This is a genomic window from Salinibacterium sp. SWN1162, from assembly GCF_015864675.1.
Classification (GTDB): domain Bacteria; phylum Actinomycetota; class Actinomycetes; order Actinomycetales; family Microbacteriaceae; genus Rhodoglobus.
Genome location: NZ_JADYWT010000001.1, coordinates 1,522,823 through 1,543,884, shown reverse-complemented (window position 1 = coordinate 1,543,884; position 21,062 = coordinate 1,522,823). Strand labels below are relative to the sequence as shown.

Annotated in this window: 20 protein-coding genes; 6 read left to right on the top strand and 14 right to left on the bottom strand. The window is 61.3% G+C overall.

The genetic code is table 11. From position 1 onward, the window contains the following. The first annotated feature begins 4 nt into the window (after positions 1-4). Positions 5-379 (top strand): DUF4870 domain-containing protein, encoded by a 375-nt coding sequence (locus tag I6E58_RS07290; protein ID WP_231595165.1) that lies wholly within the window; start codon positions 5-7, stop codon positions 377-379. Between the two features lie 14 nt (positions 380-393). On the opposite strand, the gene hemW is transcribed toward I6E58_RS07290, so the two are convergent. Next, positions 394-1,644 (bottom strand): radical SAM family heme chaperone HemW, encoded by a 1,251-nt coding sequence (gene hemW / locus I6E58_RS07285; protein WP_197131817.1) that lies wholly within the window; start codon positions 1,642-1,644, stop codon positions 394-396. 103 nt (positions 1,645-1,747) lie between these two features. Here hemW and I6E58_RS07280 point away from each other — a divergent pair, with 103 nt between their 5' ends. Continuing rightward, positions 1,748-2,419 carry an HAD family hydrolase gene (locus I6E58_RS07280; RefSeq protein WP_231595425.1) on the top strand — a complete coding sequence of 224 codons (672 nt, stop codon included), beginning with the start codon at positions 1,748-1,750 and terminating at the stop codon, positions 2,417-2,419. A 99-nt stretch (positions 2,420-2,518) separates the two neighbouring features. Here I6E58_RS07280 and I6E58_RS07275 read toward each other — a convergent pair whose 3' ends face one another. From I6E58_RS07275 to I6E58_RS07265, 3 genes are all read right to left on the bottom strand, one after another. Beyond that, positions 2,519-3,115: a DUF1990 family protein gene (locus I6E58_RS07275; RefSeq protein ID WP_197131814.1), complete on the bottom strand. Its 597-nt coding sequence runs from the start codon at positions 3,113-3,115 to the stop codon at positions 2,519-2,521. A 4-nt stretch (positions 3,116-3,119) separates the two neighbouring features. Then, complete coding sequence (gene lepA / locus I6E58_RS07270) at positions 3,120-4,988, bottom strand: translation elongation factor 4 (protein WP_197131811.1); 1,869 nt, start codon at positions 4,986-4,988, stop codon at positions 3,120-3,122. A 111-nt stretch (positions 4,989-5,099) separates the two neighbouring features. Continuing rightward, the gene (locus I6E58_RS07265) at positions 5,100-5,510 is read right to left on the bottom strand and encodes a DUF4190 domain-containing protein (RefSeq protein ID WP_197131808.1); all 411 of its coding nucleotides are present in this window, start codon (positions 5,508-5,510) and stop codon (positions 5,100-5,102) included. Between the two features lie 547 nt (positions 5,511-6,057). On the opposite strand from I6E58_RS07265, the gene rpsT reads away from it, so the two are divergent. Then, positions 6,058-6,318, top strand: coding sequence for a 30S ribosomal protein S20 (gene rpsT, locus I6E58_RS07260; RefSeq protein WP_197131805.1), 261 nt, complete (start codon positions 6,058-6,060; stop codon positions 6,316-6,318). An 86-nt stretch (positions 6,319-6,404) separates the two neighbouring features. Here the strand turns inward: rpsT and holA are convergent, their stop codons facing one another. The 5 genes from holA to I6E58_RS07235 form a co-directional block, all read right to left on the bottom strand. Further along, a complete protein-coding gene (gene holA / locus I6E58_RS07255) occupies positions 6,405-7,433 on the bottom strand; it encodes a DNA polymerase III subunit delta (protein WP_197131802.1) in 1,029 nt (342 codons plus the stop codon). Between the two features lie 31 nt (positions 7,434-7,464). Next, positions 7,465-9,840, bottom strand: coding sequence for a ComEC/Rec2 family competence protein (locus I6E58_RS07250; protein WP_197131799.1), 2,376 nt, complete (start codon positions 9,838-9,840; stop codon positions 7,465-7,467). Continuing rightward, complete coding sequence (locus tag I6E58_RS07245; RefSeq protein WP_307842016.1) at positions 9,837-10,427, bottom strand: ComEA family DNA-binding protein; 591 nt, start codon at positions 10,425-10,427, stop codon at positions 9,837-9,839. The genes I6E58_RS07250 and I6E58_RS07245 overlap by 4 nt, the downstream gene beginning before the upstream one ends. Positions 10,428-10,489: 62 nt before the next feature. After that, positions 10,490-13,096 carry a leucine--tRNA ligase gene (leuS, locus tag I6E58_RS07240; protein ID WP_129071615.1) on the bottom strand — a complete coding sequence of 869 codons (2,607 nt, stop codon included), beginning with the start codon at positions 13,094-13,096 and terminating at the stop codon, positions 10,490-10,492. A gap of 175 nt (positions 13,097-13,271) precedes the next feature. Next, positions 13,272-14,660 (bottom strand): anthranilate synthase component I family protein, encoded by a 1,389-nt coding sequence (locus tag I6E58_RS07235; protein ID WP_197131796.1) that lies wholly within the window; start codon positions 14,658-14,660, stop codon positions 13,272-13,274. Positions 14,661-14,671: 11 nt separating this feature from the next. On the opposite strand from I6E58_RS07235, the gene I6E58_RS07230 reads away from it, so the two are divergent. Both I6E58_RS07230 and I6E58_RS07225 read left to right on the top strand, forming a co-directional pair. Continuing rightward, on the top strand, positions 14,672-15,436 hold the full coding sequence (locus I6E58_RS07230) for an aminotransferase class IV (RefSeq protein WP_197131794.1): 765 nt from the start codon (positions 14,672-14,674) through the stop codon (positions 15,434-15,436). A 73-nt stretch (positions 15,437-15,509) separates the two neighbouring features. Beyond that, on the top strand, positions 15,510-16,190 hold the full coding sequence (locus tag I6E58_RS07225) for a DedA family protein (RefSeq protein ID WP_307842074.1): 681 nt from the start codon (positions 15,510-15,512) through the stop codon (positions 16,188-16,190). An 83-nt stretch (positions 16,191-16,273) separates the two neighbouring features. Here I6E58_RS07225 and I6E58_RS07220 read toward each other — a convergent pair whose 3' ends face one another. The 5 genes from I6E58_RS07220 to I6E58_RS14470 all read right to left on the bottom strand — a co-directional run bounded on the left by I6E58_RS07220 (position 16,274) and on the right by I6E58_RS14470 (position 20,218). Further along, positions 16,274-17,185 carry an ABC transporter substrate-binding protein gene (locus I6E58_RS07220; protein WP_197131790.1) on the bottom strand — a complete coding sequence of 304 codons (912 nt, stop codon included), beginning with the start codon at positions 17,183-17,185 and terminating at the stop codon, positions 16,274-16,276. Positions 17,186-17,187: 2 nt separating this feature from the next. Next, positions 17,188-17,940: an ABC transporter permease gene (locus tag I6E58_RS07215; RefSeq protein ID WP_197131788.1), complete on the bottom strand. Its 753-nt coding sequence runs from the start codon at positions 17,938-17,940 to the stop codon at positions 17,188-17,190. Then, positions 17,937-18,614, bottom strand: coding sequence for an ABC transporter permease (locus I6E58_RS07210; RefSeq protein ID WP_129071621.1), 678 nt, complete (start codon positions 18,612-18,614; stop codon positions 17,937-17,939). Before I6E58_RS07210 ends, I6E58_RS07215 begins: the two co-directional genes overlap by 4 nt. Continuing rightward, entirely contained in the window at positions 18,611-19,438 is an 828-nt protein-coding gene (locus I6E58_RS07205; protein WP_197131786.1) for an ABC transporter ATP-binding protein, read from the bottom strand. The genes I6E58_RS07210 and I6E58_RS07205 overlap by 4 nt, the downstream gene beginning before the upstream one ends. 129 nt (positions 19,439-19,567) lie before the next feature. After that, complete coding sequence (locus I6E58_RS14470; RefSeq protein ID WP_197131784.1) at positions 19,568-20,218, bottom strand: TetR/AcrR family transcriptional regulator; 651 nt, start codon at positions 20,216-20,218, stop codon at positions 19,568-19,570. 103 nt (positions 20,219-20,321) lie between these two features. Between I6E58_RS14470 and I6E58_RS07195 the strand changes: the two genes are divergently transcribed. Next, on the top strand, positions 20,322-21,005 hold the full coding sequence (locus I6E58_RS07195; protein ID WP_197131782.1) for an SOS response-associated peptidase: 684 nt from the start codon (positions 20,322-20,324) through the stop codon (positions 21,003-21,005). The last annotated feature ends 57 nt before the right edge of the window (positions 21,006-21,062 follow it).

The following is a 21,062-nucleotide window of genomic DNA, read 5'->3' as shown; positions in this document are numbered from 1 at the left end:
AGCCATGTCAGATTCCACACCGCCCCCCGCCTCGCCGTACGCACCGATCCAACCGATGAGTCCGAGCGACGAAAAGCTCTGGGCGACACTCATTCACGTCGGGGGAATCTTCTTTTCCTTCGTTCCCGCACTAGTGGGTTACCTCGTCTTCAAAGACCGCGGGCCGTTCATCAACGCCCACGCACGAACCGCACTCAACTTTCAAATAACCATGGCGATCGCCTACGCAGTTTCGGTGATCCTGATGCTTGTAGTCATCGGCTACCTGACCATGTTTGCCGTGGCGATCATCATCCTGATCTTCAGCATCATTGCAGCGGTTGCTGCCAACAATGGACAGGCGTACAAGTACCCGCTGACCATCGAGTTCATCAAGTAACTCGAACTTTCGCTCTAAATGGGGGCGTCTGCTAGCAATCGCCGCACTACGGCATCCGCGAGCAGGCGCCCTTTGAGCGTGAGGTTTATCGTGCCTCTGAACGCGGCCGGAGCCTCCACCAACTCGTCAGCGATCAGTCCGGCAACGGCGGTGCGACCCTCAGCATCGAGCGTCGCTGTCTTTAGCCCATCGCGAACTCGCGCACGAAGGAGAACATGCTCGAGATATTTGCTGGAATCAGCAAGCGTCTCGCGCCCGGCTCCCGGTGAGTGCCCGGCAGCAATCCGGTCGGCATACGCCGCCGGGTGCTTGACGTTCCACCAGCGCACCCCGCCGACGTGGCTGTGCGCCCCCGGGCCGACGCCCCACCAGTCATTACCGAGCCAGTAACCGAGGTTGTGACGGCTCGCGTGGCTAACAGCGGGATTGTCATCACGTTTGGCCCAGTTGCTAACCTCGTACCAGTCGTAACCTGCGGCGGCGAGCTTCTTATCGGCCAACTCATACATGTCGGCCTGCAGGTCGTCGTCGACCGGAGCGACGTCGCCACGTTTGATCTGCGCCGCCAGCTTGGTGCCAGTCTCGATAATGAGCGCGTAGGCCGAAATATGGTCTGGATTTTGCGCGATGGCGTGATCGAGCGAGCGCTCCCAATCGGCCAACGACTCCCCCGGAGTTCCATAAATGAGGTCGACGCTCACGTCGAGCTCAACTTCACGAGCCCATTTCACGACGTGCGGAACCTTCTCGGGGTCGTGAGTACGTTCCAGCGTGGCGAGCACGTGCGGCACCGCGGACTGCATCCCGAAAGACACTCGAGTGAAGCCAGCCTCTTTGAGCGCGAGAAGGTATTCCCTGTCGACAGAGTCGGGGTTGGCTTCGGTGGTGACTTCGACGTCATCCGCAAAACCCCACGTATCGCGCGCCGCGGCAAGCATTCGAGTGAGGTCGGTTACCGGCAACAGAGTGGGGGTGCCGCCGCCAAAAAAGACCGTTGAGGCTTTGCGCGGCGCTACGCCCGCATTCTCTAGCACGGTGGCTGCTTGCCTAATTTCGGCTATTGCTTCGTCGGCGTAGTCCGCCCGCTTAGCTCCGCGCAGTTCCTCACCCGTGTAGGTATTGAAGTCGCAGTAGCCGCAGCGCACCCGACAGAACGGAACGTGGATGTACACACTCCAGTCACGGTCGCCAGAACCGACAGCGACGCTGGCCGGCAAGGCTCCATCGAGAGGAGCAGGATCAGCTATCGGCAACGCACCTGGCACGAACTAATCCCCTAACAACTGATGAAGAAAGTGCGCCGCTCATGACGGCGAGCAGCACCCGTCAATTGTCGCACCTCTCGCGTGGGAGCATGGATGGGTGACTATGCACATTCTCTGGGACATCGACGGAACGCTCATCCACAACTCCACGGACGGTGCCACCGTCTACCTCGAGGCGTTCACCCACGTCACGGGTGAAGCTCCCCGCCAGTTCATCACGAACCCGCACGGGCAGACCGAAGGCCAGATTCTCGCTGCGCTTCTCGAGATCAACGGGCATCCCGCCGCCATGCTCGACGATGTGCTCACCGAGCTAGACGTGCGCACCGCCAAGCTGCTCGAGACTGGCTATGTGCGAACGGCAGTACCCGGCGGCCCGGCAGCGCTCCTCCACGCGGCCGGTCACGGATGGACCAATGCGCTGCTCACGGGCAACGGCCCGCAGCACTCGCGCGTGAAACTCACCGCCGCCGGCTATTCAGAAGAAGACTTCGACTGGACTCACTCGTTTTTCGGCGACCGTTCGCCTGACCGCCACCACCTCACATCGCTCGTCGCCACCATGCTCGGTGACCGCCCCAGCGTCATCATTGGCGACACCCCGAACGACGGAATAGCTGCCGATTCAGCTCAAATTCCGTTCATCGCCGTTGCAACCGGGGCTTACAGCGTGGCCGATCTCCGCGACACCAGTGCCCTCGTCGTCGTCGACGATCTGGTCGGTGGTCTCGAGGATGTATTGGGCACTATCGACGAACTCGCACGCCGAGGCTGATCGCAACGCCGCGCAGGATGCAGCAGTGAAGTTCGGCAGGACTAACGTCGAGTAGCTAGGTGCACGCTCGGCTCCGCTTGAGCCACGGTCTCCGGGTCGTTATTCCGACGAACGAATTGCTCCGGAAAGAGCACGCAGGTAGCGGGTCACGACGATGTATTGGAAGATTCGAAGAGCCGGAGCCACCAACATCCATTTGAAGGATGCCGGTCGAGAAAATGATCGCACCGTCATCCACACTGAGTTGTCGTCGCGCAGCTCTACCATGAATGACTCTTCGCCCCGCAGCGGATGCCCTTCGAGCGTTCCGTAAGCAAAGCCGGCAACTTTCGGGTCGTCGACCACGTAGACCACCCGCACGGGCTCATGGGCCGTAAACCGACCGCTGCCTATCGAGAGCACGATGGTGTCTCCGGCGCGCACATGAGGATGCGCGCTGCTGTCGACCGACAGATCCCGGTTCTCACCGTGCGGATCGCGAGGCAGAAGCGTCACGCCAAACCCGCTGCGACGTTTCACCCCCCAGGTCAACACTTGTTCGCGTGCGAACGCCCAGCGATCTTCTCCATGCCCGATTCGAGCGCTGCGTTGAACCCGGCGGAATCCGGCAGGGGGAAGCACCGTAAAGGTATGGCCACGCGTGGCACCGACCGCCCCATACGTAACAGGGGCATTGGGGTAGGTGCGCGCATCCATCGGTTTACTTCTTGTCTTTTCCGGCTTCGACTTCGCCCGAAAGCGCAGCGATGAAGGCAGACTGCGGAACCTCGACGCGACCAACCATCTTCATGCGCTTCTTGCCCTCCTTCTGCTTCTCGAGGAGTTTGCGCTTGCGGCTGATGTCACCGCCGTAGCACTTAGCGAGAACGTCCTTACGCATCGCACGGATCGACTCCCGCGCAATGATGCGAGCGCCGATGGCGGCCTGAATCGGTACCTCGAACTGCTGGCGCGGGATGAGGTTCTTGAGGCGTTCCGTCATGAGAACGCCATAGGCATAAGCCTTATCGCGGTGCACGATGGCGCTGAACGCGTCGACGGCCTCACCCTGCAGCAGGATGTCAACCTTCACGAGGTCAGCCTCTTGGTCGCCACTGGGCTCGTAGTCGAGGCTCGCATAGCCCTGGGTGCGGCTCTTGAGGTGGTCGAAGAAGTCGAACACGATCTCGCCGAGGGGCATCGTGTAATGAAGCTCTACGCGGTCGGTACCGACGTATTCCATGCCCTGCATGGTGCCGCGGCGCGACTGGCACAGCTCCATGACCGTACCCACGAAGTCTTTGGGGGTCAGGATGGAAGCCTTCACCATCGGCTCAGAAACGCTCGCGATCTTTCCGCCAGGGAATTCGCTCGGGTTCGTCACAGTCGTGAACTTCTTGTCGTCGCCCATCACTTCGTAAATAACCGAAGGAGCCGTAGCGATCATGTCGAGGTTGAACTCGCGTTCGAGACGCTCGCGCACGATTTCCAAGTGCAGCAGGCCCAAGAAACCACAGCGGAAACCGAAGCCAAGAGCTACGGATGTCTCGGGCTCGTAAACGAGGGCGGCATCCGACAGCTTCAACTTGTCGAGAGCTTCGCGCAGCACCGGGTAGTCGGAGCCATCGATCGGGTACAGCCCCGAGAACACCATGGGCTTCGGCTCTGAGTAGCCCTTGAGGGCTATCTCGGCCGGCTTGGCATGGTTCGTGACGGTGTCGCCAACCTTACTCAGGCGCACGTCTTTCACACCGGTGATGAGGTAACCCACTTCACCAACGCCAAGGCCCTTCGTGGGAGTCGGCTCGGGAGAGCTCACCCCAATTTCAAGCAGTTCGTGAGCCGACTTAGTCGACATCATCATGACCTTCTCGCGCGGCGAGAGCTGGCCATCGACCATACGTACGTAGGTAATAACGCCACGGTAGGCGTCGTACACCGAGTCAAAAATCATGGCGCGAGCCGGAGCATCCGGGTTACCGACCGGAGCCGGGATGAGTCGCGTAGCCTCGTCGAGAAGCTCAGAAACACCTACTCCGGTCTTGCCCGAGACGCGCAGCACCGTCGACGGGTCGCAACCGATGAGGCCAGCGATTTCTTCGGCGTACTTGTCGGGATCTGCTGCCGGCAGGTCGATCTTGTTCAGCACCGGAATGATCGTGAGGTCGTTCTCCATCGCCAAATAGAGATTGGCGAGAGTCTGAGCCTCGATACCCTGAGCGGCATCAACGAGAAGAATGGCTCCTTCGCAGGCGGCCAGCGAGCGGGACACCTCGTAGGTGAAGTCCACGTGACCAGGAGTGTCAATCATGTTCAGCGCGTAGGACTGTTCCTTACCGTTTTCGTCGGTAAGCGCCCACGGCATTCGAACGGCTTGGCTCTTGATCGTGATGCCGCGCTCACGCTCGATATCCATACGGTCGAGGTACTGCGCCCGCATATCGCGGTCGCTAACAACCCCCGTGACCGACAGCATGCGGTCAGCGAGGGTGGACTTGCCATGATCGATATGCGCAATGATGCAAAAGTTGCGGATAAACGCAGGATCGGTCGAAGCAGGCTCAAGTGTGTAAGAGGCGCGAGGAGACATCCGCCCAATTCTCCCATGAAGCGGACGTTCCTGCGCGCACCCGCCCAATACGACAGGCCGGAGCCATTACGGGGGCGGATGCTCGGGCTGTCAATGCGCCAGAAAGTGCCGCTAGAACGCTGCCGCCAGCAAGAGGAATGGCAGAGTCGCCAGTGCCCCAGCGATAACGACCAACACCCAGCCGAAGGTGGCAACGCAGGCGAGGACGATCCCCCAAATAGAGAAACCCCGTCCCGTTGGTTCATCGCGCGAGCCGAACACACCCAAGATCACCGCAGCCAGCGGCACGACAACGCTCTGCGCAAAGAAGAGCGACGCGATACCGAGGCAGAGCGCGAGCACGCTCATTGTGCGGGAGGCTGCGGCGCGAGGGGCGGACGCGGTGCTGTGCTCGTCAGTAGAGGTGGGCACGTCAGTAGCGGTGGGCACGTCAGTAGAGGTGGGCACGTCAGTAGAGGTGGGCACGTCAGTAGCGGTGCGCTCGTCAGTTGCGGATGAAACTGAAAGGGTTGAAGAGGTCATGTATCTAAGGTAAAAAAGCCGACGACCGTCGGGTATCGGGGTAACCCCCGAAAGTGCAGGGGGACGGCCCGCCTGCCGACGTGCCGGCGAACTCTGATGGGGACTTTAACCCGAGAGCCAGGCGTGGCAACAACGGCACACAGACACGTTCACTATTCTGGAGATTGCTTACAGGACAAGTCAGCGGCGCTGAAGGCTTAGTAAACCGCGCAAACAGGTTTGCACGGCGCTGGGGTCGCGCAATTGCTCCGCAATTGCCATAGCTCCACCGGAACCGTGCAAACAAGTTTGCACGGCGCTGGGGTCGCGCAATTGCTCCGCAATTGCCATAGCTCCACCGGAACCGCGCAAACAAGTTTGCACGGCGCTGGGGTCGCGCAATTGCTCCGCAATTGCCATAGCTCCACCGCGCTGGTAACGTTGCCTGTTGGCTTATGCATATGGTTCTTCGTCGAACGGTATGCGCATCGCGGCCGGGAATCAGAACACCGATTCTCTTCCACGGCCGCCCACCATCTCTGATCCACAAACAAGAAAGCACATAAACGTGGCAAATATTAAGTCGCAGATCAAGCGCATTGGTACCAACAAGAAGGCACAAGACCGCAACCGCCAGGTCAAGAGCCAGGTCAAGACGGCTATCCGCGCCACGCGCGCAGCGATCAAGGCTGGCGACAAAGACGCCGCCCTCGCAAGCTTGAAGCTCGCATCCAAGTCGCTCGACAAGGCTGCTGGCAAGGGCGTTCTGCACAAGAACCAGGCAGCGAACCGCAAGTCGGCCATCGCCAAGCAGGTTGCAGCTCTCTAAAGCTCTCTGATCGGCATGACGCCGAACACACAAAAGCCCCTACCGCTCGCGGTCAGGGGCTTTTGTCGTTGAGCGGTGCTTTCGAGCTAGCGGATGCCCCGGGCGGCGACCACAGAAATCATGCGCTCCAGCGCGAACACAGGGTCGCGCCCCAACCCTTTCACCTGAGCATCTGTATCGGCGATGGCCTCAATGGCGGAGCCAAGCCCTGCATCGCTCCAGCCGCGCAAATCTTTCATCGCCCGGTCGGCCTGCCAGGGAGCCATGCCGAAGGTCTTGGCGGCTTGCCCTGAAGACATTGAACCCCCGGAAAGCTTCGCCATCGTTCGCAGCTTCGCTGCAAAAGCGGCGACGATTGGCACCGGGTCGGCGCCCGAAGCAAGAGCGTGACGCAAAAGCACAAGAGCTTCACCGGAACGCCCGGCAATCGCTGAATCTGCGACTTTGAAGGCGCTGGTTTCGACGCGGCCCGAGTAATAGCGGGCAACAGTGGCTTCGTTGATCTCGTCGGCATCGTCGGCGAGGAGCTGCTGGCAGGCTGCGGCTAGTTCTGCAAGATCTGCAGAGAACGCTGAAACGAGGGTGCGTAAAGCGCCTGGGGTAACGCGGCGGCGCTTGGCGGCGAACTCGGCGGAGGCGAAATCGTACTTCTCGGCGTCTCTCTTGAGTTCGAGACACGTGATTTCGATCCCGCCGCCCTTGCCCGCACGAATGGCGTCAAGGAGTTTCTTACCGCGCACTCCCCCAGCATGACGAAGAACGAGATACGTGTCCTCGGCCGGAGCTTCGAGGTATGACAGCGTTTCGGTGATGAAAGCGTCAGTACACTTCTCTACGTTTGTGACTCGAATCAGCCGGGGTTCACTGAAAAGCGAGGGGCTGGCGAGACTAATGAGCTCGCCCGGGCCGTAGTGATCGGCTTCGAGATCGTTGACCTCGAGACTGGGGTCTTCAACTTTGAGGGTGTCGCGCAGCATACGGATGGCTCGATCGGCGAGGAAACCTTCCGTGCCGCTGACAAGAATGATCGGTGCGGGGCGCACCTTGTTCCATGCCAACTGCGGAATAGCGACTTTGGACTTCGCCGGCGGTCGGGCGGGGGTTCTGGCGGCCACAAGTCTCCTCAATTTGAACTGCGAACCCAGCCTAATGCCGGGCGCCCACATCCTTCTCCGACCACACTGAGACGGCACCGGACCTGCTCGCGGGCGACACCAGCACGAGTCCGTTCAGATCGCTTCGAGCTACCGCGGTGCCTGCGTCGGCGAGCATGGCTAGAGCACTGTCGGTCGGATGCCCGTACCCGTTGTCCGCGCCGACGCCGATGAGTCCGAGAGTGGCTCTCAGCTCGGAATAGAGGGCCGGATACTGGTCACCAGAACCGTGATGGCTGACTTTGACGACATCCACTTGTCGGAACGTATGGCCTGCCACGAGGCGCGACTGAGCACTCTCGCCGAGGTCCCCCAAGAAAACCGAGCTGAGGCAGTGTCTCAGGCAATCGGAGCGCGGCTGGAACTCGATAACAACGCTCGCGTCGTTACCCGGATCGATGCCGGCAACCTGAGCAGGTGGCCAGAGGACGCCCCACTGTAGCTCGCCGAGTTGCCCGCGATTTCCCGCGTTCACCGAAACGACCTGTGCGCCACCGGCCGCGAGGTTGTCGAGCAGTGCTTCGTCGGTGGGCGAGCCAGTGGGCCCGACAAGTACAACGTCTGCTCGGCCGACCACAGCCTCCGTTCCTCCCACATGGTCGTGGTCGAAATGTGTCAACACGAGCAGATCTATGCGGTCAATTGCGAGGCGATCAAGGCAGGCTTTGAGTAAATCCGGTTCTGCGCCGGTATCGATCAGAGCAACTTCTTCGCCACTGCGCATGACCACCGCATCGCCCTGGCCCACATCACATTGCGCGAACTGCCACTCCTTCGGCCACGTCATCGCCGCACTCACCGCCGATCCCACCACAACAGCAAGGGCGAGCGTGGACGCGATCGCGAGCGAGGTGAGGGCGTGGGTCTGCCAGATCCCCTTGGTCACAAGAGCAGCGAGGAGAAGAACCGTGAGCACGCTGAGCGTCAGCACTCCCACCCAGCCCTCCCACCACGGGATGCGTGCCCACGGAGCGTCGGCAAAGAAGTCCGCCACCGCGGCGACCCACGCAGCGGGCAGCCAGGCGATCCACATCAGCCCCAACCCGAGGACCGGGAGCACAGAAAGCGCCACGCAAGCCGCAAGACCGACGACGGTCGCAATGGGCGCCGCTGGTGCCGCCAACACGTTTGCCAGAACGCCGTACGTTGGCAATGAGGGCTGCAACAGGAGCAGCACGGGCTGGCAGGCGAGCTGAGCGGCTAACGGCACAGCAATCACCAGTGACAGCCATCGCGGCATCCAGCGCCCCAGAAGCTGCGCGAGCGGCTCGGCAAAGAGAAGCAGACCTGCCGTGGCGAACACCGAAAGTACAAACGCGAAGTTGCGCGATAACCAGGGGTCGAAGACGAGGAGCGCGATCGTCGCGAGTGAGAGCACCGCCATACCTCGGATAGGCCTGCCGCCGCCCAGCGCGATCAACACGAACGTCGCCATGAGCGCTGCACGAAGCACGCTGGGGTCGGGCGTGACAACAACCACGAACGCGATCAGCACGAGGATGGAGAGGCCGATCCGTAAAGCCCTTGTGGCGCCGACCCGGCCACCGAGAGCCATGATGAGGCCGACGACGATCGCGCAGTTGGCGCCCGAAACTGCGGTGAGGTGACTCAGCGAGCTGGTCTTCATCGCGTCATCCAAGTCGTCACTAACCGCGCTCGTATCGCCGATGGCGAGCCCGCCTAGGAGCTCGCCGCCACCACCAGGCAACTGCGATGTTGCTGCCGAGAATGTGCGTCTCAGCTCATTCGCCCAGTCGAATTGCCAGTCAGGATCGGCCTGCCACTCTGGTTCGTCGGTAGCGAAGAGCAACACCGCCCTCCCATCTCCCGGGGCGGTGCTCGCCAAGGTGCCCGTGACCGCAAACGTGACGCCGATCCCCCACGGCTCGTCCTCACCGCCCGCTGCGAGGTCACTGTCCTGTTCTTCAGCGGGGTCAGCCGCGACCGCGCCAAATCCGCCCCGTTCTGTGAAGATCAGAGCGGGCGATTCGAGTTCGAACGTTTCGCCGTCGACCTCGAGCAGGGTGATGGTCGCCTGAAAAAAGTCGGCGTCGCGTTGGAGGGCGGAGGTGGTTGTAGCCGTAGCGGTGACCGTCGTGTGTTTCGCCGCCAGCGTCGCCAGTGCCGCGGGCTGACGGCTTTCAGCGTGGAGGCTGACCGATGTCGAGCAGAGGGCGGCGAGAACGCACCCGAGGGCGAGGCTCGCGAGCACACGCCGCTGACTCATCAGTGCGCCCGCGATGAGCAGCGCGGAAGCAAGCCACAAAGCGATAGCCACGGTAAGGGCCCACGCCGGCACTCCGATTACCAACACGGCGACGAGCCACGCACCCGCTGCGGGCAGACTCAGCCGCAGGTCGAGGCTCATACCGTCACCAATTCGCGAAGTCCGTCGAACGTAGCGTCGCCGATTCCAGCGACATTGCGCAGATCATCGATGCTCGTAAAACGTCCATTCGCTTCGCGCCACGCGAGGATGCGAGCGGCCATCGCTGGCCCGATACGAGGCAACGTATCGAGAGCCGCGGCATCCGCAGTATTCAGATTGACTCGACCATCGGATGCCGTAGCCGCGTCAGCCTCGTCGCCCGCAGCGGGCACTGCAAACTGCTCTCCATCCGTCAGCACGCGCGCGAGGTTGAGTTGATCACGGTTAGCGTCCTCGGTGAAGCCCCCGGCGGCCGCGATTGCGTCGATTACGCGTGATCCTTCGGCCAACTCGAAGAGCCCCGGGCGTACCACCGCCCCCGTAACGTGCACGAACAGAGCGGGCGATTCCACCACTAGCGCGTCGTCGTCTGAGCCCACTTCGCCGCGCGCAATCTCTACGGCAGTAGGGCTGCCACTGAGTGTGGTGGCAAGCACAGCGCACCCGAGCGCGACGAGCACCACCACGATGACAGCGCCAACGCGCACTCGTAGCCGCGCTTTACGGGCCTGCTCGAACTCTTCCACCTGCACAAACTAAGCGCGCCCCGATTGCTCGGAGCGCGCTTAGTTACAAGGTGTGAAGTGTTTTAGCCTTCGGTGAGCTGTGGACGAGTCGCGATGCTCACAATCTTGGGTGCGCGCACGATTACTTTGACAATCTCGCGGTCACCAACGGTGCGCTTGATCGCTTCTGATGCCATGGCCAGAGCTTCGAGGTCCGCGCTGTCGATCTTGGGCGAGACTTCGAGGCGGTCACGAACCTTGCCATCCACCTGAACGACAGCCGTCACCGACTCTTCAACGAGGAGCGCCGGGTCGGCCTTGCGCCAGCCAGCAAGAGCGACCGTGGGCTCGTAACCGAGCTTCTCCCACATCTCCTCGGCCGTGTGCGGAGCGAACAGGCTCAGGGCGATTGTGATGACTTCAGCTGCTTCGCGAACAGCAGCATCGCCGCCGCCAGCACCGGTGTCGATGGCCTTACGGGTCACGTTCACGAGATCCATGATGCGAGCAACGAGCACGTTGAACTTCAACGACTCGGCAAGGCCAGGGCCATCAGCGAGGAAACGGTGGGTGGCGCGGCGCAGCGTGGTGTCGCCCGTCTTCCACTCGATCTCGGGAGCACTCGTGACATCCCGCACGACACGGAAGGCGCGAGCCAGGAACTTGTGTGACGCCGCAGGCGACACGTCTTCCCAGTTGATGTTCTCCTCAGGCGGGCCAGCGAAGGCCAGCGTCAGACGCAGAGCGTCGGCACCGTGCTCGGCAATTTCGCCCGAGAAGGTCACGGCCTTGCGGCTGCGCTTCGACATCTTCTTGCCCTCAGAGAGAACCATGCCCTGGTTGAGCAGCGCACTGAAGGGCTCCGTGAAGCTCACGTAGCCGAGGTCGAAGAGCACCTTGGTGATGAAGCGCGAGTACAGCAAGTGCAGAATCGCGTGCTCGACGCCACCAACGTACTGGTCGACGGGAGCCCACTTCTCGGCCTCCGCCGGGTCGAAGGCCTGGTCGGGATCGTTCGGTGACAGGAAGCGCAAGAAGTACCAGGAGCTGTCAACGAAGGTGTCCATCGTGTCGGCATCGCGCAGGGCAGGGCTGCCGTCGCGCGGGTCTTCGACGTTGATCCAGTCTTCGGCGGCCGCGAGCGGCGACTTGCCCTTGGGCTTGAGGTCGAGCCCCTCAGTCGACGGCAACTCAACGGGCAGCTGCTCGAAGGGAACCGGGATGAGTTCGCCATCCGAACCGTGAATGATCGGGATGGGGGTTCCCCAGAAGCGCTGACGGCTGATCAGCCAGTCGCGCAGACGATACGTCTTCGCGGCGCGGCCGGTGCCAGCTGCTTCGAGCTGTTCCACGATCTTTTTGATCGCGTTGGACTTGCTGAGTCCATCGAGCGGACCCGAGTTGATCATGCGGCCATCGCCCTGCAACGACTGACCGGTGTCGCGGGGATTCAGCGGCGGCAGGTCATCCGGCAGAATCGCCATGCCATTTTCGTCGAGCTCAAGAATAGGAATCGCGCCGGTAATGGCGGCGTTCGTGTCGAGCACGACGCGCACGGGCAGGTTGAACTTGATCGCAAATTCGAGGTCGCGCTGGTCGTGCGCGGGCACAGCCATCACGGCACCGTGGCCGTAGTCAGCCAGCACGTAGTCGGCCGTCCAGATCGGGATGCGCTCCCCGGTGACCGGGTTGATCGCAAAACGGTTCAGCGGGATGCCGGTCTTGGTACGCGTGGCATCCTTGCGCTCGATTTCGGTCTGCTTCTGCGTCGCTTCGAGGTAGCTCGCAAACGAGGCCTTGGTCTCGTCGTCGGTGCCCTCCACCAGCTCGGCGGCAAGGTCACCATCCGGGGCAACGACCATAAAGGTCACGCCGTAGAGAGTGTCGGGGCGCGTCGTGAAGACCGTGACCTTCTCGTCACGACCTTCGATCTCGAAGTCGACATCCGCACCGACCGACCGGCCGATCCAGTTGCGCTGCATCGTGAGAACCTTCGACGGCCAGGCGCCCTCAAGCTGGTTCAAGTCATCGAGCAGGCGGTCGGCGTAGTCGGTGATCTTCAAGTACCACTGCGTGAGCTTCTTCTTGACGACGATGGCGCCCGAACGCTCGGACGTGCCATCGGCCAGAACTTGCTCGTTCGCGAGAACGGTCTGATCTACCGGGTCCCAGTTAACCCAAGAGTCCTTGCGGTACGCGAGGCCCTTTTCGTACATCTTGAGGAACAACCACTGGTTCCACTTGTAGTACTCGGGGTCGCTCGTGTGCAGCACGCGGTCCCAGTCAAAGGAGACACCGTAGAGCTTCATGCTCTTCTTCTGCTGGTCGATGTTGTCGTACGTCCAGCCGCGAGGGTCAATACCGCGCTCAATAGCGGCGTTCTCGGCGGGCAGGCCGAAGGAGTCCCATCCGATGGGGTGAAGAACGTTGAAGCCACGCTGACGCCAGTACCGCGCCGCGATGTCACCGAAGGCATAGGCCTCGGCATGACCCATGTGCAGGTCGCCAGAGGGGTACGGGAACATATCGAGAATGTACTTGCGCGGGCGCTTGTCTTCGGGGTCGCTCGTCGCGAACGGCTTGAGCTCTTCCCACTTGGCTTGCCACTTGGCGTGAATGGCGGCTACATCGTAGTCCGAGCCACTCTCGCGGTCGTCGTGTGCACCAGCAAAGTTGGGCTGCTCAGTCACGTAAACACTCTCAATTCGTTACAGGGAAGATCTAAGATTACCCAACTCACGGCCGCGCTCGAGGGGGCTAGAAAGTGTCGGGTTATTCCATTGTCTATGAGTTGACGTCTCTCACAGTACACAGCCCCACAGTAGACCGAACGTTCACTACGCGTGCGGGCGGATGCGCGGCCACTTAGTCGGCGGAAGCACCGAGCACTCGCAACAGCGCCGCCGCCTTCAACTTAACCTCGGCCAGCTCCTCTTCGGGCACCGAGAGGGCCGTAATACCTCCGCCGGCTCCGATGGTTGAGCCTCGACCATCCATGACGATCGATCGGATGACCATCGCGAGGTCTACAGCACCGTCGACTCCGAGGTAGCCGAAGACGCCGGAGTAGATGCCGCGCGGGGCACGTTCCAGCGAATCGAGGATGAGCGTCGCCGAGTGTTTGGGTGCCCCTGTCATGGAACCCGCGGGGAACGACGCTTTGATGGCATCCACGGCAGTGACCTCGCCGCGCAATTGACCCCGGATGGTGCTGACCAGTTGGTGCACGGTGGCGTAGCTTTCCACCGCAAATAGGTTCGGCACCGTGACGGAGCCGACCTCGCACACCCGCCCGAGGTCGTTGCGCATGAGATCGACAATCATGAGGTTTTCAGCGCGCTCTTTGTCGCTCGCGAGAAGTTCAGCCGCCAATGCTCGATCTTCGGTGACGTCGGCGCTGCGGCCTCTGGTGCCCTTGATCGGTTTCGTCTCGACCAACCCCGCAGAGTCGATCTCCAAAAATTGCTCCGGAGTTGAACTGAGCAGCGAGATCTCACCAACCTGCACGAAGCCGCCGTGATGGCTGGGGTTTGCCTGCCGCAGAGCGAGATACGTGGCGACTGGATCGGCTGGCCGGTCACTATGGTCGACGTGCACGCTCGTCGTGAGGCACAACTGGTAGGCATCGCCCTCAACGATCGCGCGTTGGCAGGCGGCGATCATCTCGAGATAGTCAGAATCGGAGTCCCGCCAGACGGCTGTAGAGGCGCGGGGCCGGGGCGGCACGGAGTGTGCGGGCTGCGAGGGAACAACGGCGGCCGTGGCCGCAGCTTCGACGAGCGCCGCGATGCGGTCGCGCCACTGTGCGAGCTCGCCCGTCCAGCTCTCGCCGAGCGCGAGCACGCTGAGCGAGCGAGACCCGTGATCAAAGACAATCATTCGATCTACCCACAGCCATGCGGCATCCGGAGTCGCCGCCGGGGTGGTCACGGCGACGCCGAGAGACTCAGCACGCAGTTCGTACCCGAGCCAGCCGACCCAGCCGAGTCGAAATCCGGGAGGTGCCGCCGAGTGGTCACCATCGATCGGCGCGCACTCTCGATGCATCCAGTCGAACACCGATTCGTTGAGCTCGGTACTCAACACGGCCTTCGCTGAGATAGCCAGATAACTGCGCCCCGAATCAGCGGCGACACCACTGTCGAGCCACACGGCACCCGCGGCATCTGACGCGTACTGCGCCATGAGTTCGCTGAACACGGCCGCGGGGTCGACCCAGCGCGGCAGGTCAGAAGTCAAGACGCGAGAGCGCATACCCTAAGCCTATGAGTGCGGACGCAATTTACCGGTGGCAGAACGACAAACTCCTCGAGATCTCCCCCGAGGAGGTGTCGACCACACCCATGACCGTCGCCGATTCGTGGCTCGTGAACTCGGGCTCAGTGCTCGCGCTCAACCTGCACCGCCAGCGGTTTCTGGATGCCGTTCCCGCCGACAAGCAAGAAACAGCCGACAAGTTCTTTACAGCTGCAATCGCGGCTCTCCCCCGCGCCGGCGCTTGGTTTCCGCGCGTCGAGCTTCGCGGAGCCGAGTTTTTTCTGCGCTTGCGCGCGAACCCCGAATTGAAGCGCTCCGCTACGGCGGTGAGCTTGCACGGCGACGACCCGCGCACCGCTCCCACGGTGAAAGGCCCCGATATCGACGCGATGAGCGCGCTGCAGTCTGGAGCGCGAGCTCACGGCGCCGACGAGGCGATCCTGCTCACCGATGAGGGCTTCGTCATCGAGGGTGCCTATAGCGCTGTGCTGTGGTGGCGCGGCGAGATTCTCTGCGGTCCGCCGGCCGAGCTCGAACGAGTGGATAGCGTTACCGCCCGCAGCGTGCTGACTTTAGCCCGCGCGCTTGGGCTCGATACGCATGAAGAAGCGGTCACCCCGGCGGAGCTCGCGGGCACCGAAGTGTGGGTCGTGAATGCGCTGCACGGCATCCGTATTGTCTCGAAGTGGGTTGAGGGCCCCGACCTTGCCGAGAAGCCCGGGCGCCTCGAACAATGGCGCACCCGACTCGGCGCTTTAGCTCGCCCGCTTTAGCCAGTTTCTTTTCGGCTTCACTCGCTAGGCTCGTGGCGTGGATCTTGTTGACCTCGCTCTCAGCTCGGAGCCGATCGCTGCCGGAGGCGGCCTTAGTCAGTGGGTCACCGATGCATTGAGCTACATTCTCGACACTGTTCAGTCCGTCGACCCCGTTCTGCGTACCGTTCTAGCTGGCGTCGCCATCATGCTGGAAACCTCCATTTTGGTGGGGCTTCTCGTACCGGGTGACACGGTCGTCTTGGTCGCCAGCAGCGCTGTGGGGAGCGTCTTCGAGGCCAGCATCCTCGTCGCCGCCGTCATCGTTGGAGCCCTCATTGGCGAAAGTGTCGGTTTCGCTCTCGGTCGATTCTTCGGCCCCAAAATTCGGCATTCCCGGCTGGGGAAACGCATCGGTGAACGGCACTGGGTGCAGGCCGAGCGCTATTTGGGCCGCCGCGGAGGCATCGCGGTCTTTATCTCTCGCTTCTTGCCCGTTTTGCACTCCCTCATCCCCGTCACCGTGGGCATGAGCACCATGCGTTATCGCACCTTCATGGCGTGGACCGTTCCTGCCACGAGCATTTGGTCGATTGCCTACGTTTCTGTCGGAGCGCTCACGGCTGGAAGCTTCCGAGAGCTGCTCGACCAGCTTCACTACGCGGGCTACATTTTTGTGGGGCTTGTCGCGGTGATCGCGATCATCACGCTGATCGCTAAGAAGCTACTGCAGCGTTCGCAACAGCGTCACATGGAACACCACGACAGCGAATAGCCCTTAACGACCGAGGGGCGGATGCGTGCGCATCCGCCCCTCGGCGCTGGACTAGCCAGCAGTGTGTTGTGTGTCAGCCAGCGTTAGCTGAGGCCGTTGTCACTCAACCATGCGGTGGCGATGTCGTCAGATGACATCTTGTCAACGGTGCTTTCCACGTTGAGAGCGACAAGGCCCTCCGGGGTGAGCTTGGCGCTGACCGCGTTGATAACGTCGGCGATCGAGTCAGCAATATCGGCGTTCACGAGCGGGACAACGTTCGACGCCAAGAACAGACCCTCGGGGTCGGTCAACGACACGAGGTTCTCGGTCTGGATGCGCGGGTCAGCGCTGTAGACGTTGGCGATGTTGATGGTGCCAGCGACGAGAGCGTCAACGGTGGTGTCGCCCGTGGCGGTGAAGCCAACGGTCGCGCCGTAGACGTCCTTGAGCCCTGCGGGACCGTAGGGGCGCTCTTCGAGCTCTGCGTTTCCGCCGAGCTGAAGGTCAGCAACGCCGGCGAGGTCGGCGAGGCTCGTCAACGAGTTGGCTGCAGCGAAGTCAGCAGTCACGTTGTAGGAGTCCTGGTCGGTAGCCGTTGACTGGTCGAGAACGGTGAGACCATCGGGCAGTGCCCCAGCGAGTTCGGCGTAAACATCGTCAGATGCCGTTGCCGTTGTGTCTGCACTGTAGAACTGAAGAAGGTTTCCCGTGTATTCGGGGATGATGTCTACTTCGCCGCTTTCAAGCGCGGGCAGGTAAGCGTCGCGCTGACCGATCTGGAATTGACGCTCGACGTCGAAGCCGGCGTTCTCCAGTGCCTGCGAGTAGATCTCGGCAATGATTTCGTTCGAGTAGTAAGCCTGCGAGCCGACAACGATGGTCTCGCTGTTGGCGTTCTCGTCACTCGATCCGGAGTCCAAAGGATCACCAGTTGCACACCCTGACAGGGCAATTGCAACCCCGACCGCGGCGGCGCCAAGCGCGAGCCGGCCTTTGTTCTTAGCTGTGAACATTTCTATCCTCTTCTTTCTTGGGCAGGTTTTACTGCCACCGCGCGTCGTCGAGTTGACGACGTGCGGACATCTTTAGCACGCCCAGCCGAAACTCCGCGGGGAACCGCGAATTGTTGGATGAGCGCAAATATTCCATCGAGAAGCAGGGCGAGCGCAGCGATAAGAAGCGCACTACCCAGCATCTCGTCGTAGCGCTGCAACGGCAGCCCCCGGAAGATATAGATTCCTAGGCCGCCGAGACCGACATAGGCCGCCAGCGTTGCGGTGGCAACAACCTGCAGTGTCGCAGCGCGCAGGCCTCCAATCAGTAACGGGAGGCCCAGCGGAACTTCGACTTTCCACAGGATTTGCCACTCCGTCATGCCGACGGCGCGTGCGGAATCTATAACGCGACGGTCTACTGCCTCTATTCCCGCATACGCGCCCGCCAAAATCGATGGGATGGCAAGCAAGACAAACGCGGTGATAGCTGCCAGCTGCAGCTGTATCTGGGTCACGCCGATCAACAGCACGAGGAGCAGGATCAAACCGAACGACGGCAAAGCCCGGGCAGCGCCGGACAGCCCCACCGCAAAATCGCGTCCTTTGCCGGTGTGCCCAATGTAGAACCCCAGCGGCACAGCGATGAGCGCTGCGACTATCACCGACAAAAACGTATAAAAAAGGTGCTCTTCTAGACGCAACGCAATCGGGTTGCTGCCCACGAGGCGATCGGCGGAGAAGAGCCACTGCACCGCTTCGGCGAGGAGATTCATGCGGTCGCTCCTTCCAACGCGGGAGCCGGAGTTTTCTTCTTAGCGACGGTCGCCCACGGCATCAACATACGGCCGAGGAGGACGAGCGCACGGTCGATCAGGAGCGCCACGATGACAGTCATGACGACGCCCGCAAAGATCTCTTCCAAAATGCGACGCTGAAATCCGTTGGTGAAGAGGTAGCCGAGGCTTTCCACGCCGATAAGAATTCCGACGGTCACAAGACTCACCGTCGATACGGCGGCGACGCGGAGGCCCGCGAGTACCACCGGGCCAGCGAGCGGAAAGTCGACGGTCCAGAAACGGCGCCAACCGCCGAAGCCCACCGCAGTAGCCGATTGACGGATAGCGGGATCAACGGAAGCCAGAGCATCCGCCACCGAACGAGCCATGATCGCAACGGCATAAAGCGTCAGCGCGATAGTGATGTTCAGTTCGCTGAGGAAGCTGATTCCCAACAGCGGCGGCAGGATTACGAATAGCGCAAGCGACGGGATTGTGTACAGCAGACCGGCGAGGGTCAACAAAATTCCGCGAGTGAGCTTGAAGCGGTACGCCAGCCAACCGAGCGGTATTGAGATGAGGAAACCCAGAACGATCGGCAGGATACTCAGCCGAACGTGTTCGAGCGTGAGGCCCCAGATCAAATCAAGATTATTGATGATCCAGGTCACGCGTGCTCCGACCCTCCGACAAGAACGCCGGCGCCACGGCCTTCACTATCCACGAGAATGGTTCCGTTCGCGGTCTTCTTGAGGGTGAGCGCCCGCTTGCCGCGATCTGTGCCGATGAAGTTGGCCACAAAGTCGCTGGCCGGCGCCGCCATGATTTCATTCGGGCTGCCGACCTGAGCGATCTTGGCACCCTTCTCAAGAATGACGACCTGGTCACCAAGCAAGAATGCTTCATCAATGTCGTGGGTGACGAAAACGATCGTCTTGTCGAGCTCGTGCTGCAAACGAATGGTCTCCTGCTGCAGCTCCGCGCGCACAATGGGGTCGACCGCGCCGAATGGCTCATCCATGAGCAGGATGTTGGGATTGGCAGCAAGACCGCGTGCCACCCCGACGCGCTGCTGCTGCCCACCCGAGAGTTGGCTCGGATAGCGATCCGCCAATTCGCGGCTCAAGCCCACAGTGTCGAGCAGCTCGAGAGCTTGCTGACGCGCCTGTTTCTTAGGTACGCCATTGAGCATGGGAACTGTCGTGACGTTGTCGATCACTTTGAAGTGCGGAAGAAGCCCAGAGTTCTGCATGACGTAGCCAATGCTGCGCCGCAGAGCCACCGGCTCTTTGCCCATAATGCTGTCGCCATCGATCTCGATGTCGCCTTCAGTCGGGTCGACCATCCGGTTGATCATCCTGAGCAGCGTGGTTTTACCACTGCCCGATGACCCGACGAAGACCGTAATCTTTCGTGACGGAATCACGAGATTAAAGTCTTCGACGGCCACGGTCCCATCCGGGAAACGCTTGGTTACTGCACGAAATTCAATCATAATTTCGGCTCATTCCTCGCGCCTCTACGCGGATCGACACTTGCCAGCACTAATAGCTAAACAGTATTCGACGCCGCTGTCATTCCCGATTGGGTATAACTCAGGCAAATTCGCAGAGAGCGAACTTCACTACCAGCCGATGTTCTCCGCAATGAAACCACGAACGTACGAGGTGCTCACTGTGATGAACTCGTCGTCACCCTGCGGGTTGCTCAAGAAAGCACGAGCGACAAGTGCATCGCTCATCTCAAGACCCGCCTCGAGGGTGAAGCGTGACGCTGCAGAATTCTCTACACCAAAGCGTGCAGCGAGAGCCTCGACGATTCGCTCGGCGACTAACGACTTGTGCGTGCGGCCGTTGGGCAGCGGGCGCAAATCGAGCTGGTCTCCGACACGAAGACCGCGGAAGCCGGGCTCGGTGCGGTACGTGTCGATGACCGAAGAAAACGCGACAGCTAATGCCGAGCGCCAGTCTGCATGCGCCGGGTCGTTGATTGCCTCGGTGATACGAGCCATTACGCGCTCGAAGTTGCGTGATCCCAAAGCCTGCAGCAAAACGATGCGGTCGGGGAAGTAGCGGTATACGGTGCCGATCGACGCTCCCGCGCGCTCGGCGACCATAGCGGTGGTGAGTCGCTCAATGCCGACCTCGTCGACGATGGATGCTGCTGCATCAAGTAGTGCGGTTAGACGAGCTGTGCTGCGTGCTTGCACGGGCTCGTTGCGAAGCGAGACTGCTGGTTCAGTCGCGATTTCAATGGTTGTTGTTTGTGCGGACACAATGGCCCCCTTCTCGATGTCTGACCAATCCTAACCTTTAGAACGCTTGTTCTACGCTGGGTAGAAGCTCACTTTTTCTGGATGTAACCCGTAAAGTTGCTATATGTGCGGTCGATTTGCGATGGACGACACGGTGAATCAGATGATCACCGAGTTTGTGACGGCTACCGGCCGCCCGCCCGAGGAGTGGCAAGCAGACTGGCTCGCGACGCCAGTGGTTCGCCCCACTGATCCCGTCCCCATCCTTCTCACCACGTTGGCCGACCGCGACGATCCGAGCTCAGAGCTGGTGCCACGCGCAGCTTTGGCACAGTGGTGGCTCACTCCCCCGTTCTCGCCCGTCTTGCGCGGCAAGTACCCCACGTTCAACGCACGCAGTGAAACCGTTACTGAGAAGCCAACGTTTCGATCCGCGATAGTGAATCAGCGCGCCGTGCTGCCTGCCATTGGATACTGCGAGACTCAGAAATCTGGGCCCACTCCCGTGCCGTACTACATCACCCCGCCGAGCGGACTCTTGTACTTTGCCGGCCTCTACTCGTGGTGGAAAGATCCCGCCGCTGACCCGGACGATCCAGCGCGATGGCACCTCACCACCACGATGCTGACCCAGCAGGCTACCGGCGCGCTTGCTGACATCCACGACCGGATGCCGGTCATTCTCGATCGCGATTCGATCGCTACCTGGATCGATCCCCGCACACGCGGCGACCGCTTGCTCGTCGAGGCTACGGTGGCCGCCTCGGCAACATTAAGTGAACAGTTGCACGCCGAACCGCAGCGCTAAGCGGCCGACCAGAAACCCCGTGAATACGCGCAGGGCCCGCGGGAGCCTAGGCTGGAG

Coding starts and splice junctions, on each gene's coding strand:
- I6E58_RS07215 (WP_197131788.1), bottom strand. CDS start 17,940: ATGAATCTCCTCGCCGAAGCGGTGCAGTGGCTCTTCTCCGCCGATCGC.
- I6E58_RS07265 (WP_197131808.1), bottom strand. CDS start 5,510: ATGACCTCTTCAACCCTTTCAGTTTCATCCGCAACTGACGAGCGCACC.
- I6E58_RS07235 (WP_197131796.1), bottom strand. CDS start 14,660: ATGCGCTCTCGCGTCTTGACTTCTGACCTGCCGCGCTGGGTCGACCCC.
- I6E58_RS07275 (WP_197131814.1), bottom strand. CDS start 3,115: ATGGATGCGCGCACCTACCCCAATGCCCCTGTTACGTATGGGGCGGTC.
- I6E58_RS07250 (WP_197131799.1), bottom strand. CDS start 9,840: ATGAGCCTCGACCTGCGGCTGAGTCTGCCCGCAGCGGGTGCGTGGCTC.
- I6E58_RS07290 (WP_231595165.1), top strand. CDS start 5: ATGTCAGATTCCACACCGCCCCCCGCCTCGCCGTACGCACCGATCCAA.
- I6E58_RS07220 (WP_197131790.1), bottom strand. CDS start 17,185: ATGTTCACAGCTAAGAACAAAGGCCGGCTCGCGCTTGGCGCCGCCGCG.
- I6E58_RS07280 (WP_231595425.1), top strand. CDS start 1,748: ATGCACATTCTCTGGGACATCGACGGAACGCTCATCCACAACTCCACG.
- I6E58_RS07230 (WP_197131794.1), top strand. CDS start 14,672: ATGAGTGCGGACGCAATTTACCGGTGGCAGAACGACAAACTCCTCGAG.
- lepA (WP_197131811.1), bottom strand. CDS start 4,988: ATGTCTCCTCGCGCCTCTTACACACTTGAGCCTGCTTCGACCGATCCT.
- I6E58_RS07195 (WP_197131782.1), top strand. CDS start 20,322: ATGTGCGGTCGATTTGCGATGGACGACACGGTGAATCAGATGATCACC.
- I6E58_RS07205 (WP_197131786.1), bottom strand. CDS start 19,438: ATGATTGAATTTCGTGCAGTAACCAAGCGTTTCCCGGATGGGACCGTG.